Origin of the sequence: Psychrobacter sp. R86515 (assembly GCF_042466315.1) — a bacterium.
GTDB lineage: Bacteria > Pseudomonadota > Gammaproteobacteria > Pseudomonadales > Moraxellaceae > Psychrobacter.
In genome coordinates this window covers 232,134-246,442 of the sequence record NZ_JAXHCC010000001.1, presented here as the reverse complement: position 1 = coordinate 246,442, position 14,309 = coordinate 232,134, and the positions used below count along the sequence as shown (strand labels likewise).

10 protein-coding genes are annotated in these 14,309 nt (G+C 43.3%); 1 reads left to right on the top strand and 9 read right to left on the bottom strand.

The window, feature by feature from the left end:
- Nucleotides 1-31 precede the first annotated feature (31 nt).
- The gene (gene recA, locus SJY28_RS01010) at nt 32-1,084 is read right to left on the bottom strand and encodes a recombinase RecA (RefSeq protein WP_101205782.1); all 1,053 of its coding nucleotides are present in this window, start codon (nt 1,082-1,084) and stop codon (nt 32-34) included.
- Nucleotides 1,085-2,142: 1,058 nt separating this feature from the next.
- Nucleotides 2,143-2,976 (bottom strand): tRNA (guanosine(46)-N7)-methyltransferase TrmB, encoded by an 834-nt coding sequence (gene trmB, locus SJY28_RS01005; RefSeq protein ID WP_379543120.1) that lies wholly within the window; start codon nt 2,974-2,976, stop codon nt 2,143-2,145.
- 201 nt (nt 2,977-3,177) lie between these two features.
- Between trmB and SJY28_RS01000 the strand changes: the two genes are divergently transcribed.
- Nucleotides 3,178-4,107 carry a DUF2628 domain-containing protein gene (locus SJY28_RS01000; RefSeq protein ID WP_379543119.1) on the top strand — a complete coding sequence of 310 codons (930 nt, stop codon included), beginning with the start codon at nt 3,178-3,180 and terminating at the stop codon, nt 4,105-4,107.
- Between the two features lie 58 nt (nt 4,108-4,165).
- On the opposite strand, the gene SJY28_RS00995 is transcribed toward SJY28_RS01000, so the two are convergent.
- The 7 genes from SJY28_RS00995 to rpoZ all read right to left on the bottom strand — a co-directional run bounded on the left by SJY28_RS00995 (nt 4,166) and on the right by rpoZ (nt 14,306).
- Nucleotides 4,166-6,052, bottom strand: a complete 1,887-nt coding sequence (locus SJY28_RS00995; RefSeq protein ID WP_379543118.1) for a monovalent cation:proton antiporter-2 (CPA2) family protein — start codon at nt 6,050-6,052, stop codon at nt 4,166-4,168.
- A gap of 91 nt (nt 6,053-6,143) precedes the next feature.
- The gene (locus SJY28_RS00990; RefSeq protein WP_087815101.1) at nt 6,144-6,848 is read right to left on the bottom strand and encodes a hypothetical protein; all 705 of its coding nucleotides are present in this window, start codon (nt 6,846-6,848) and stop codon (nt 6,144-6,146) included.
- A gap of 307 nt (nt 6,849-7,155) precedes the next feature.
- Complete coding sequence (locus SJY28_RS00985; RefSeq protein WP_379543117.1) at nt 7,156-8,343, bottom strand: cation diffusion facilitator family transporter; 1,188 nt, start codon at nt 8,341-8,343, stop codon at nt 7,156-7,158.
- A 234-nt stretch (nt 8,344-8,577) separates the two neighbouring features.
- Nucleotides 8,578-10,866: a primosomal protein N' gene (locus tag SJY28_RS00980; protein WP_379543116.1), complete on the bottom strand. Its 2,289-nt coding sequence runs from the start codon at nt 10,864-10,866 to the stop codon at nt 8,578-8,580.
- A 147-nt stretch (nt 10,867-11,013) separates the two neighbouring features.
- Complete coding sequence (locus SJY28_RS00975; RefSeq protein ID WP_057761400.1) at nt 11,014-11,394, bottom strand: RidA family protein; 381 nt, start codon at nt 11,392-11,394, stop codon at nt 11,014-11,016.
- Between the two features lie 113 nt (nt 11,395-11,507).
- Nucleotides 11,508-13,706: a bifunctional (p)ppGpp synthetase/guanosine-3',5'-bis(diphosphate) 3'-pyrophosphohydrolase gene (locus SJY28_RS00970; RefSeq protein WP_057761397.1), complete on the bottom strand. Its 2,199-nt coding sequence runs from the start codon at nt 13,704-13,706 to the stop codon at nt 11,508-11,510.
- A gap of 339 nt (nt 13,707-14,045) precedes the next feature.
- Nucleotides 14,046-14,306 (bottom strand): DNA-directed RNA polymerase subunit omega, encoded by a 261-nt coding sequence (rpoZ, locus tag SJY28_RS00965; RefSeq protein WP_057761396.1) that lies wholly within the window; start codon nt 14,304-14,306, stop codon nt 14,046-14,048.
- Nucleotides 14,307-14,309 lie beyond the last annotated feature (3 nt).

Sequence of the window (14,309 nt, the reverse complement as noted above, 5' to 3'; positions counted from 1 at the left end):
TAGTGACTGACAACGGTTAATTGTTAAACCATTATTGTACAGGTTCAGAAGCCTGTTCTGCTTCTTCAGTTTCGTCGGCTTTGCTATTTTTCTTCGTACCAAGCTTTTCGTCACGAATCTTATCTTCGATTTCTTGCGCAATGGCAGGATTCTCTTTTAAGAAAAGCACAGAGTTGGCTTTACCTTGACCGATTTTTTCGTCGCCATAGCTATACCAAGATCCTGCTTTACCAACCGCTCCAATCTCTACACCTAAGTCAATAACTTCAGCTAAGTGGTTAGTACCTTCACCGTAAGTAATTTCGAACTCAGCTTGGCGGAAAGGTGGTGCCATTTTATTTTTAATGACTTTGACACGGGTCTGGTTACCGATGATTTCATCACCGTTTTTGACCGCACCAATACGGCGGATATCCATACGTACAGAGGCGTAGAATTTCAGCGCGTTACCACCAGTCGTAGTCTCAGGGCTACCGAACATAACACCAATTTTCATACGGATTTGGTTAATAAAGACCACCATACAGTTAGAGCGTTTGGCGTTACCAGTGATTTTACGTAGGGCTTGGCTCATCAGGCGCGCTTGCAGACCCATGTGTGAGTCACCCATTTCGCCTTCAATCTCGGCACGTGGTGTCAAGGCGGCTACTGAGTCAATTACGATCATGTCGATCGCGCCTGAGCGTACCAACATATCGGTGATTTCAAGTGCTTGCTCGCCATTGTCAGGCTGAGAAAGCAATAAATCATCAGTGTTTACCCCAAGCTTGCGTGCATAAACAGGGTCAAGCGCATGCTCAGCATCGATAAAGGCACAAGTACCACCTTGCTTTTGACATTCTGCAATAGCTTGTAGAGTCATTGTCGTCTTACCTGAGCTTTCTGGACCGTAAATTTCAACGATACGGCCTTTTGGTAGACCACCAATGCCAAGCGCAATGTCTAATCCTAGAGAGCCCGTAGAGACCACATCGACATCCATAATGGCCGAGTCATCGCCTAGATGCATGATGGTGTTTTTACCAAATTGCTTTTCAATTTGACCTAATGCCGCTTTGAGGGCTTTGGCTTTATTGTCGTCCATATTGGATTCCTTGTTTTCGGTAGTTAAGTTGATGCTATAAATAAAATATTGGTACTGTTAAAACCTTTGGCAAACGCATACTGACTGTTATGAAGTCGGCAATTATTGTTTGGCTGTTTTATCAAAAAATAGGTTGTCACGTGACTGGTATAGGTAGTAGTATCGAATGTATCGTTCTACTATACAGTAAAATTAAATAGCGAGAGAAGTAAAAATAAGTCCGTAATACACTGCCGTTATCGTTGTTTTTAAGTCAGCCTTGGCGTGCTGATTACTTGAATCAACTTCTTGACGCTGTTGATTTGATAAGGTAATTATAACAAAAGCAAGGCACTATAATGAGCATTGAGGGATGCTAGACGACACTATCTGTCGTATGGTATGACACTGAAAATCTATAGAAAAGATGCGATAGGTCGCTGTCTTTTTGAACCTGATAACGACTATGCTTGTCAATAGATTTAGGAGTTGTCCACAACAAATAAAAGGCTTATTTTCGCTGATTGTGAAACATTATGAATAATTAAATTATTTTAGAAATTATTTAAAATAATTTTTTATGTGTGTAGATTTAACGTAAGTTACTGATTTTAAAGGTTTTATAAATTGTACAAAAAATGAACGATTTTACCTTATCCTTTAAGTTGCTTAGCTATAAAGTTGTCAAGTAGTGACTTATGCACAGGGTTATCCACAGCTTATGGGGAGAACTCTGTAAAGCCTTATAATACATAAGTTTACGTAGACTATTAGTATTAGGAATGGATTCTATATTTCGTTTCTAATCACTTTAGAGAAGCAGTTTTGTCTACAAACAACGCTATGAGCGCTATGTTTCACAAATTATAAATTTATCTTTTTTTATGTATAATCATACTATAGGCATTAAAAGTCAGGAGTATGACTCAAGATATACACCTAAGATGTCAGCAGACATAGTTATGTATAGGATGTCTAGTATTTTTAGAGATATTTTCTATAGCCTATAGAAGGCCACAAAAAAGCGGCTACATCAGATAGCCGCTTTGTCAAAACACTTAAAAGTAAAGCTGTATTGATCAGTCTTTGATATAGATCAAATCCCACACACCATGCCCACGGTCGAGGCCACGACGCTCAAACTTGGTCATTGGACGAAAGTCAGGACGCTCAGTGAAATTACCTGTACCTGCTTTGTTGGTTAGTCCAACGAAACCATCCAATACTTCAACCATCCAAAATGCATAATGCTCCCAGTCAGTTGCTGTATGGAACCAGCCGCCTTGTTTTAAGCTGCGCGTAACGATGGTCATACGTTCAGGACTGACAAAACGACGCTTATAGTGACGCTTCTTTTGCCATGGATCAGGGAAGTATAGCTGAATACGGTCGATATGGTTTTCTGGTAGCTGCTTGAGCAATTGAATGGCATCACCGTTGATGATTTTTACGTTGCTCAAATCTTGGGTGCCAGCCATATACGCACATTTACCGATACCAGGCTCATGCACTTCTACACCGACAAAATTACGAGTAGGGTCAGCGGCCGCCATCTCAATAAACGAATCACCCAAGCCAAAACCAATCTCTACCGTAAGCGGCGCATCTGGACCGTTAGGGCTATCAGCGAATAACGTACGTAGGTTGTCAATACCGGTAAGATCGCCATCACCAAAACTGTTGTTGACCAAATACTCAGAAAATTCTGGAGCAGTTAGTGCAAGCTCGGCGTTTTTGTTCATGTGCGTACGGCGCTTCATAAACGTATTGACGATGCGGATATGCTTGTCAGAGGTCGGCTCTATCTCTTGGCTAGTGCTGTTATCGATAGGCTCGCTTGTGCTATTAAGGGTTTGCTCATCAGTAGTATCAGTACTATTGACGTTGTCATTGATATCAGAATGTTGACTCATAGGATTCGTAAGGCTTAATTAGGTGGGTGATGTTTGCTTATTATAAGTCAAATCCATACAACTGTGAACGGACAATCCTATTTTCGCGTATTTGCTGGTAAGTGCTGTGGTTTCTCTATGTTACACACGGGTTTTGGCGTTATCATATAATGGTATCTTTCAAATGATTTTTCTAAGAGTCAGTAAGTAGAGCGTGCTGCCATGTTATTTATCGAGACAGATTCACCGCCTCCGTTTTATCAAGAGTCGTTAACACCTGCTAAACGTAAGCAGTTAGATAAGTGGTTCATCGGTAATCGTACCCAGCGTTATTACCTCAAACGTTTTGAACAATTCGATCAGCAAGGTTATCTGTCGCCAAAATGGCACTGGGCTGCATTTTTTATCACTTTTCCTTGGTTGCTATATCGCAAGCGCTATATGGATGCGATTGTCTATAGTGTCGCAGGGTGGTCTTTTATCCAGCTTAATGTCGCGCTGGTGCTAGTCGCTTTTGAGTTTGTAGCGATGTCCTATGTACCAGATGCTTATCAAATGGCAACACGTATCGGTATTGCTGCTGTTATTTGGCTATTTTGGTCGTTTATGGTGGCACGTTGGACAGATGCGTATTACTACCGAATGGCAAGGCGTGAGATCGCTGATGCGATAAATGACTATCCGCGAGATGAGGCAGCACAGAAAGCGCATCTGCAAAGAGAAGGCGGTGTTAGCTTATTCGGACTGGCATTAGGGTTTGGTTTTTTTGCGTTTTCGCTATTGGTAATTAAGGTGCAGTTTTTACCGATTATTGCCAAGCCAAAAGCAAACGAAGTGTTGTTTGATGCTTATGATGTTGCAAAGAATGCCCAAAATCGAGTGGCGTTGATTTATCAACAGACAGGGCAGTGTCCAGTAAATTTGCCACTTAGTACCGAGCAGCAGCAACTACGCATGCATGTCGATACTCAGGCCGCTGGCGTAACAGAAACCGACTGCGCGGTAGTGGCAACGATTCAGAACGTGACGTTTCCAATACGCTATTTAAACGAGCAGACGCTGGTATTTTATCATATACCAGATAGTGATAATTGGGATTGCACTAGTTCATTGAATAAAAAACAAGCCCCTAAAAACTGCATAGCTGATTAGGGGCTGTATTTCACGAGTACTTGTAGATGTTGCTAGTGCTGAGAGCTGATTCTTAGAGCTAATGCTTAGAGTCCGTTGCAGTATCATCCTTTTCCTCAACTGGTGTTGCTTGGCTCTTTAACGCCTCATAAAAATCGGTCAAATCCATTTTCCGTGCTTTACCAATGTCTTCGTCAAACAAGCTTTCAAGCTCAGCCATTGCTGATTGCGCGGATTCAATCATGCTAGCTTCATCATCGTAGATAGCTTGTTGGCGTTCGATCAAGTCATCATCATAATCACGGAATGTTTTGACTGTTTCTCGCGCTTTTTCTGGTGAGATACCTAATAACTGTAGTGATTCACGTGACATGTCCAAAGATGACAAATAAGTCTCACGCCAGATGTGCCGCACACCAACCTCACGCAAACGATAATAGTGCTGACGATCGCGCGCTCTTGCTAATACAATCAGTTCAGGATAATTCTTACGAAGATACTGAGCGGTAGTGATAGAGCGTTCTAAGTCATCGATGGCAAGAATAAACACTCGCGCTTTCTGAATACCTGCCGCTCGTAAAATCTCAGGATTTTTCGGGTCGCCATAATAGACTTGGTTACCGAATTTTCTTACAAAATCTACTCGGTTTGCGGAGCGTTCGATGGCGGTAAATTCGATATTATGCATGCGTAGTACACGGCCAATAATCTGACCAACGCGGCCAAAGCCTGCAATAATGACCTGATGCTCATGATCGGGAATAGTATCGTATTCGCGACTCGGTTTGCTCTTGGCAAATAGCGGCTCACCCACTTTTTCTAATAATAAGAATGCCAGAGGTGTTAGCGCCATCGAGATGGTAACGATTAAATTAAGGGTGTTAGCAAGCTCAGGACGTAAGACATTTTGGGCAGTGGCGACACTGAATAGGACAAAGGCAAACTCACCACCTTGGGCTAAGGTCACGCCTAATCTAATACTGGTCGGCCACCGATTGCCCGATACTTTGGCAATCCCTGCAATCACTGCAAACTTGATAAACATCAATGCAAGCGCGCAGCCAATAATAAAGATGGGCTCTGCCAAAATGAGTTTGACGTCGGTAAGCATACCGACCGACATAAAGAATAGACCTAATAGCAACCCTTTAAAAGGTTCGATACTGGCTTCTAATTCGTGACGATACTCAGAATCAGCGAGCAACACACCTGTCAAAAATGCACCTAACGCCATTGATAGACCGATTTGACCCATCAAAATAGACACGCCCATCACAATAAATAGCGCGACCGCTGTCAGTAGTTCTGACGCACCACTAGAAGCCACAAATTTAAAGAAGGGCCGAACCACATAACGGCTGGCAAAAATCAGACCGGCAAAGACAGCAAATACTTTCCCAAAATAAATCAAGTCGTAGCTTTGCTCACGCACCCCTGATAAGAACGGAATGACTGCTAACAACGGAATGACCGCAATATCTTGGAATAGTAAGATAGTGAAGGCTTCTCGACCATGTGTGCTCGAAAGCTGCTGTTTTTCAGTCAGTATCTGTAGTACAAACGCGGTAGAAGATAGGGCTAAACCAAAACCAACAATAAAGGCGGTATCTAGTTGTAAGGAGAAAAACTGATGTAGGAGCCACATAAGTAGCGTACCAGTCAAACCGACCTGCAAACCGCCCAATACAAATATAGAGCGGCGCAATGCCCAGAGCCGCGAAGGCTGGAGCTCAAGCCCGATAATGAACAGCAGCATGACCACGCCAAACTCTGAAAAGTGCAATAGACTTTCAGCGTCGCCTGCCACATCCAAGCCACTTGGGCCCAATATGAGTCCAGTGATGAGATAGCCTAAAACCGTTGCAATGCCGAAGCGTTTACCGAGAGGGACAAAGAGCAATGCTGCTCCCAAAAAGATAGTGGCTTGCAACATGAGATTTGGTGAGCCGGCGGCGGCAGCAAACATCTGGGCTCCTTAAAAATTTGAATAAAATACACAATATAAAATGGACGTGACTAAAATCAGTATGGCTAAAACGATATCGCGCTAGTATCTATTATTTTTTGCGATAAATTTTCCACACACCATTGTCTGCAAGCGGATTATTATAAGCATCGTTGCGGCGTTTACGCGGTGTCTGGCGACTATCTACAATCTTAAAGTCAGGCAGGGCATGTACAATAAGACCAGTACGATAAAAGCGTACCCGCTCAGGCTCTAGCATCTCGCCCTTACTATCGCGACAAAAAACATAAGCACGCAGATCGATAAATTCACGATGCGCTACCAGTCGCGCTTCCTCGTCGTTATCTAGCACCGCTGTCATGCGCTCAATTTCATCATCCGTATATTGACCACATTTATCAGTCAGGGCGCCTACTGATCCAAAGCTTTTAGATTCTTTAGCGCGTGTCTTAGTTAAATGTAGACGCTGAACGTGATAGATGAATTGTGGTATTTCAAGGCTGGCAGGGAGCGGTAGATAGTCAGGTGGCATGTTGGCCGCTGGATAAAAATCTTTGGCGCGCTCAAGCAGATTTTGCCAACACTGCTGATAAGTCTGGACTTCGGCTAAGTTGCCTTCGTAGATAGGCATATCGCGAATTTGTCGCAAAATATCAGGCGGAAACTGTTCATTACGAAAGTTTGCAATGTCTTCTTGCAATGTCGATAACAAAACTTTGGCGTGTTTTTTGCCATCTTTTGATGCAGGATCATCGATATAGTCTGGGGCGACAAAGGGTGCTGAGCGTCTAGACATAGTGTTGTATCATCAATAGATAGAGTGAAAATACCAAAAAGTATGATTATAAAAATTAACTGGGGTGCTAAACAAAACTTTATAATAGTTATTATAACCACATAAGCTGATTTGGACTTGAGTTTTTTGAATTGAATAAAGCAAAAGTTTGTCGCAAATCATGACTGCTTTAATGTGATTTAGATTCTAGTTCTAATTCTACGTAACTTTTAGTATAAACCAGTATCAGATGCTTATACTTGTATTTTCTAAGTTATGGTTTGAGTTACTGACTTCTTTATTCAATCACTTAGCTGAAAACGTATCATCAATGATTATGACCAATATGACTATTGTCATCAGGTAGCTGTCCCGAAATATCACAGATCAATGCATCGCTATGTGCGATATTCTGCGGGTGAGACGAGCTTTCGACCTGAATAGTAGCATGGTGAATACCAAGCTCTAGTAGTCTTTGTTCGAGACTGGCAATTAGAATATTTGATTCATGGATACTCATTTCACCATCGACCACCACGTGACAAGAGAGTGCATTGAGACCGCTAGTAATACTCCAAACATGTAGGTCATGTACTTTTTGTACTTGAGCATCTTCGAGTAATTTTTGCTCCAGATCGACTAGCGATATATTGGCAGGCGTTCCTTCCATCAATATATGCACAGAATCACGTACGACGCGGTAGCCACTGATTAAAATAAGTACGGCAACGATTACTGATGCCACTGCATCTGCCCATACCCAACCAAAACCCATCATAAGTAGTGCAGCGATAATCGCAGCTACTGACCCTAATAAATCGCTCAATACGTGCAAATAGGCGCTTTGCATATTAAGGTTGACGGGTTCTGCATTATTAGGTTTCTGCTCTGTGATTTGGGCATCATCCGTACCATGGTTATGAATATGACCATGTGACTCGCCACCTTGACTACCTCGGTGCATTAGCCAAGCGACTAGAATATTGATCAGCATACCGATAGTGGCCACGATAAGCATGCCTTGGGTTGCAATTTCTGGCGGTGAGTTAAAGCGTTTGATCGCTTCATAAAAAATCATTAAGGCGATTATCACAAGTGTCGCGCCATTTACCGTAGCGACTAATATCTCGAAACGCTTGTAGCCGAAGGTTTTCTGGTGAGTGGCTGCTTTTTCGCCAATTTTAAATGCGACCAAAGTGGCACCAAGCGCTATCGCATCGCTTAACATATGCCCTGCATCGGACAGCAAGGCTAAACTACCGGTAAGCCAGCCACCAATGGCTTCGATAAACATGTAACCAGTAATGATAATAAAGCTGAACAGCAAGGTGCGCTGATAGACTTTGGTATCTCGTGCTGTGGTTGTCTGTTCTAGATGCTCATCATGATCGTGATGGTCTTGGTTTTCTTGAGTGTAGTTATTTTCTTCATCTTCGCGAACGTACTTAGGCACATCCGTATTATCATGCTGTTGGCTATGATTGTGCTCGTCAGAGTTTGGATTATTTGGATTCATAATAATACTCAAATTCGCTGATAGTTGCGTTCGATAGATGGTGCTTACTGATAAGTGACGTTTACTGATAAGTGATGCTTGCTATGGGTAGAGTGGGCGTAGAGCCTTTACCACATACCATTTGATAGTTATAAATTTAACATAGCCAAGCATGAGAAGCTGTAACGACGAAGTAAACATAATGAGAGGATGAGCAGAAAGATACACACCTATTTGTTGAGAACTAAGTGAGAACTACCAACCGACAGGATCAATGTCCAAAGTAAGCTTAAGGTATTTAGCGCTTGGTAGGGCAAGCACTGGCTGCCACCACTGTCCCAACACATGGTGCAATTGACGGCGGTCTTTAGCCAATAGCAAAAGCTGAGCATGGTAGCGGCTGTTCTTTTTACTCATGGGCGCATCAATAGGACCGAGAACAGCGAGGTTATGAGCATTCGGCAAATGCGCAATAGCATCCTTGAGCGCTTGAGTGGTAGCTGCCAATGTTTTGCCTTCACAGCGTATCAATGCAGCATGTCGATGAGGAGGTAAGCCCATCATTTGACGTTCTTGCAGTAGCTCGCGTGCAAATGACAAGTAGCCGTCTTTGACCAGTTTTAATAGTAATTCGTTATCAGGTTGCAACGTTTGAATCAATACGCGGCCAGCTTTGTCACCTCGACCAGCACGGCCAGCCACCTGAATCATGAGCTGTGCGGTATGTTCTGGTGAGCGAAAGTCTGCTGATAAAAATCCGCGATCGGCATTGGGTAAGCAAACCAGAGTAACGTTGGGGAAGTGATGCCCTTTGGCGACCATCTGTGTACCGACCAATATGGCAGGGTTGCCTTTATTGATTTGCTCATAAATGTTTTCCCAGCTGTCTTTGCGTCTTGTGGTATCACGGTCTATCTGAATAATCGGATAGAGCTCTTTGCTAGTTTGAGGGTTAGCAAAGATTGCATGTAGATTTTCACTGAGCCTTGTCGTTCCCATACCTTTGGCATCCAGATTTTGACTGCCACAATCAGGGCATACGGTAGGGATATAGGCTTGCCAATCGCAATGATGGCATTTCAAATAAGAGTTGCTTGAGTAACTGTTTCGCTGGGATTGGCTATTATAGTGAACGGTCAGATGAGCGTCACAGCGCGGACAATCAGCTTGCCAGCCACAAGCCTCACACAATAGAACAGGCGCATAGCCACGACGATTCAAAAATATCAATACCTGATCACCGGCTTCTAGCGTTTGCCGTATCGCCCCGATCATGGCATCCGTCAGCCCTGTATCATAGAGCGCACCGTCATCTTGAGCCTGTTGATGGGTACTTTGCAAGCGAGCATCGATCAGCTGCATGGTTGCAGGTCTGGCATTACCCGGACGAGTAAGCAGTTGGTATTCTGATAGTTTGCCATCATCGACCAGTTTTAAATGCTCAAGAGAAGGTGTGGCAGTACCAAGTATCACTGGGATTTTGTACTGCAAACCTCGATAGAGAGCGACATCAGCGGCATGATAACGTAACGTGTCTTGTTGTTTATACGAGCCATCATGCGCCTCATCAACGACAATCAAGCCTAAGTCTGCAAAGGGGTATAGCACAGCTGAGCGTGTACCGATCACGATTTGTGCATGACCCGTGCGGCAGTCTTGCCAACCTTGCAAGCGATGAGTGTTGGTCATGCCAGAGTGCAATAGCACAATATGGGCGGCAAACCGACTGGCAAATCTTGCCCGCGTTTGCGGTGTGAGGCCAATCTCTGGTACTAAAATAAGAACCTGTTTACCAGCCTCTAATACAGCTTGCATCGCTTGCAGATAGACTTCGGTTTTACCACTACCAGTAATGCCGTTGAGCAAAAAACCAGTATAAGTATCAGATTTATGAGCAGCAATAATAGCGTCGACAGCAAGTTTCTGCTCATCATTGAGATCAAGTGGCATTTTTGCCAGCTTAACTGGAGTAGGCGCTTGCTTTGGCTGAATATAGCGCTCGACTAGCCCTTTATCTTCTAGCGTCTTTAAAAATGCTCGTTGCATACCTTCTAGTAGCAATACATCTTCGCTTGCGCCATGCTGACCATGTAGCTTTAGCATGTCGAACTGCTGCTTTTGTTTCTTAGCATTGGCTCGAAAATCATCATCAGTGATATGAGGCAAAATGCGCCAATGGGTAATCAGCAAGTCTAATGGTTTGCCTTGACGGACAAGGCTTGGCAGGATAACTGCTAACACATCGCCAAGCGGATAGTGGTAATAGCGCGCTAACCAATAGGCAAGCTTGAGCATGCTAGCGTCCAAAATAGGCTCAGCATCTAGACATTTATTAATAGATTTGATTTTATTGACAGGTACGCTGCTATCGTCTTGTGAAATATGAGCAATCACAATGCCAATCAGGGTCTGACGACCAAACGAAACTTCAACACGGCTGCCGATTTTCGGTATCGCACTGTCTGGCAAAGCAAGCATATCAGCTGGTAGGCTATAGTCAAACACCCGATAAAGGGGAACGGGCAGAGCAACTTGTACCAACATAAACGGCTTCGCAGTCTTATTAGGTGAATATGAGATCAGAATAATAGAATGGAGACCAATAAGCTTAGCATGACGCTAAGCTTATTGTGATATGACTTATAGGCTGTTGCTAAAATTAGCACTTAATACTAAGCATTCAATATTGTCTTATTCGATATAAAGAATAGACTCAATTTCTACCACACCACCTTTAGGTAGAGCAGCTACCTGGACGGCAGCGCGGGCAGGATATGGCTCGCTTAGATTGGCGACAAACACTTCGTTCAAGACAGCAAAATCACTCAAGTCAGTCAAAGATACATTGAACTTGACCACGTCATTTAGACTGCCACCAGCTGCTTCACAGATAGCTTTGATGTTTTCAAATACTTGCTCAGCTTGTGCTTTAAAACCTTCTCTTAGTTCCATCGTGTCAGGATCAAAACCAAGCTGACCTGAGATATAAACAGTATTGCCGACTTTTACAGCTTGAGAATAGGTGCCAACTGCTGCAGGTGCTTTATCAGTTTGGATGGTTTGACGAGTCATGGGGTATCCCTTTTATATGTTATGTGAGTGATTCATTGCTACTATAATAGCAGTTCTATTTTAGCTATTTGCATCATGACTATAGCAGTGATGCAAATCAGCAAATGCGCTTATTATAATTGATATAACCGTATAATGTTAGGGAAACCTAGCAACGAGCGTAGTTCACGAATGCCCTGTGCTAAGTGATTGCGACTACGCACCACGATATGAATGATGGTATCAGTATTGCGAACATCAACGGTTTCAACACCCATATTGAGCTGGCGTAAGTGATAAATAACTTCACTGATTTGCTCGTCACTAAGCGCAATAGAGAGCTTTAAATAAGCAGGAAAACGAATCTTGCCACTGTTTTTTAAGTCATGCTCGCCGATATCACCTTGTTTGACCGCATTGTCATTGCGCCAACGTAATTGGATCACCTGATAAGGATTGTCTTTGCGGATATCGTCCAGTGAGAAACACTTATGACGATGAACGACCAAACCATGACGTGATAGATGCCCTACGATAGGGTCGCCATATATCGGATGACAGCAATTGGCAAAATCAAGCTCGACGCCAGCAGCATTTGCAATCAGCTGTTGCGGTTGGGTCATGTCATCGCTATGTACTTTTGCCTGTAGGTCGCTCAGCTCATCGCTAAATAAACGTGTCACTACTAGCTGAGGAAGTAGCGTACCTGAGCTTATTTGTTCAAATAACGCATCTTTTTCAGTTAGGCCACGCCATTCAGTCAGGTCTTTCCAGTCAGCATCTGTCAAGTCGTCAAAACTTTTCTGATGCGTTCTGAGCGCACGATCTAATGCTTGCCTGCCATGGTGTTGTTTGTCAGCGACAGACAAGTCTTTGAACCAACGTAAAATCTCTTCACGAGCTTTGTTAGTCACTACAAATCCTAGCCACTCCGCTTTTGGTTCTGAGTGGCTATTCACTTCTATCTCAACGGACTGTCCATTTTTTACCACGGTACCAAGCTTTGCAGCTTTACCATCGATATTTGCACCAACGGCAACGTTACCAATCATAGGCCCGACCGCGTAGGCAAAATCTAGTGCCGTTGCACCCTGTGGAAGCTCGTAAGCACGCCCTTGAGGACTGTAGCAAATGATCTTACTAGAGTGCAGATAATCCATCAGCTCATTGATGGTAGAGACTGCTGCTGAGAAATCAGGACTGTTTTCATTTAGATTGTCTTCGTCGACCAAATCTTTCATGTTGCGCAATGATGCTTGGATAACCGATTGACTAACATCAGACGCGTGCTCTGCCCCGATGACACCAAGTCTCGCAGCGCTTTGCATTTGCTTAGTCAATATAGTGACCTTTACCACGTCATTGTCACGCTCATAGATGAGGGTGAGGGATTGGTTACCACCTGGCAGCGGTCGACGAATATTATCCGCAATATGGGTATCATCAATCTGATATTTTTTGATTAAATAATAGGCCAGCTTGTCGCATGCTTCGATATTGTCGAGGACGATTTCAAACGCATAGTGACGCAGTAGCGCATTAATTTCACCGCGATTGCGGAAAAACTGACGATATATGACCACACGATTGTCTAAGACTTTGACTAGACCATTGAGATCCAAGTTGTTTAGCACGATACTCAAATAACGATGAATCGACTCTCTTTGAAAGTTACGTCCAAGTCCATGCTGGAGCAGTTTATCGGACAGCTTGTTGTACATATCGGAGTCTAAATTGCGATAACACAATACTTCGATATAGTCAGCAATATCATTCAGACCCATTAATCGGGCAAATGGCACATAAAAATCCAAGGTTTCTTGAGCTGTGGTGCGCTGTTTTTCAGGACGTACTGCGTCAAGCGTAGACATATTATGTAGACGGTCAGCAAGCTTGATAATGAGTACACGCGGGTCAGCGAGGGTGGCGGTCAGAATTTTATGAAAGGTGGCTGCTTTATTCTGCTGCTTGTTATGTGAAGATGACTTTAGCTTAGTCACACCATCGACCAGTCTTGATACAATTTCACCATAACGCTGCTTGATTTGCTCATCACTGACTTCGGTATCTTCGACCGTATCATGCAAAATTGCTGCAATGATGGTATCTCGATCTAAGCGAAAGCCCGCTAGTATCTCAGCGACAGCGATTGGATGCGTGATATAAGGTTCCCCTGATTTGCGCTTGTCTTTAATGTGCGCAATATCTCCGAACTCACAAGCATCAACAATATCACGGCGCTCAGCAGCAGTGAGATAACCTACCGAACGTAGTAAATTATATTGAGCATCATCGACGAGGTGATGACTGAGTTTGGGTAGGGTTTGACTCATAAAATGATGATCCTATTTTCCATGACCTACTTATTGGGCCATTTACCGAAGCAAATGGAGGCTAAATAATGACCTACCATACAAAACTTGAGGATGAGTACGCCATTATCTAATTAATCGCAAATCGCTTTCAATGTCAACTGATAAGCGTGTGGGCGATGAAAAAATTTCACTCAGTGGTCTATTTTGGAGATAAATGGTGACCAAAATAGCCAATACATTATTATTACAACCAAAAAACCACAGCCTATGCTGTGGTCTCTATAGTTGATCAAGATGTGTATTTATTTTATAAAAACACGATTGGCTTTATAAAATACATCTTATCAAAACAGCTTATTAGAAGCTGTGGTCGCCTGACAATGCTAAATCTAATGAGCTAGTAGCAAAATTATGCTCTGGCTGATTTAGGATGTCGCGTGTGATTTTGCCAGCGGCAATTTCACGTAGTGCCAATACTGTAGGCTTGTCGTTATCAACGTCAACCAACGGCTCGGCAATACCTTTGGCCAATTGACGGGCGCGTTTGCTTGCGACCAAAATTAGCTCAAAGCGATTATCAACATTATCCAAACAATCTTCAATCGTCACTCGTGCCATAAA

What these genes read in the sequence shown, in the direction of transcription:
- recA (WP_101205782.1), bottom strand. Translation starts at nt 1,084, where the DNA reads ATGGACGACAATAAAGCCAAAGCCCTCAAAGCGGCATTAGGTCAAATT.
- trmB (WP_379543120.1), bottom strand. Translation starts at nt 2,976, where the DNA reads ATGAGTCAACATTCTGATATCAATGACAACGTCAATAGTACTGATACT.
- SJY28_RS01000 (WP_379543119.1), top strand. Translation starts at nt 3,178, where the DNA reads ATGTTATTTATCGAGACAGATTCACCGCCTCCGTTTTATCAAGAGTCG.
- SJY28_RS00995 (WP_379543118.1), bottom strand. Translation starts at nt 6,052, where the DNA reads ATGTTTGCTGCCGCCGCCGGCTCACCAAATCTCATGTTGCAAGCCACT.
- SJY28_RS00990 (WP_087815101.1), bottom strand. Translation starts at nt 6,848, where the DNA reads ATGTCTAGACGCTCAGCACCCTTTGTCGCCCCAGACTATATCGATGAT.
- SJY28_RS00985 (WP_379543117.1), bottom strand. Translation starts at nt 8,343, where the DNA reads ATGAATCCAAATAATCCAAACTCTGACGAGCACAATCATAGCCAACAG.
- SJY28_RS00980 (WP_379543116.1), bottom strand. Translation starts at nt 10,866, where the DNA reads ATGTTGGTACAAGTTGCTCTGCCCGTTCCCCTTTATCGGGTGTTTGAC.
- SJY28_RS00975 (WP_057761400.1), bottom strand. Translation starts at nt 11,394, where the DNA reads ATGACTCGTCAAACCATCCAAACTGATAAAGCACCTGCAGCAGTTGGC.
- SJY28_RS00970 (WP_057761397.1), bottom strand. Translation starts at nt 13,706, where the DNA reads ATGAGTCAAACCCTACCCAAACTCAGTCATCACCTCGTCGATGATGCT.
- rpoZ (WP_057761396.1), bottom strand. Translation starts at nt 14,306, where the DNA reads ATGGCACGAGTGACGATTGAAGATTGTTTGGATAATGTTGATAATCGC.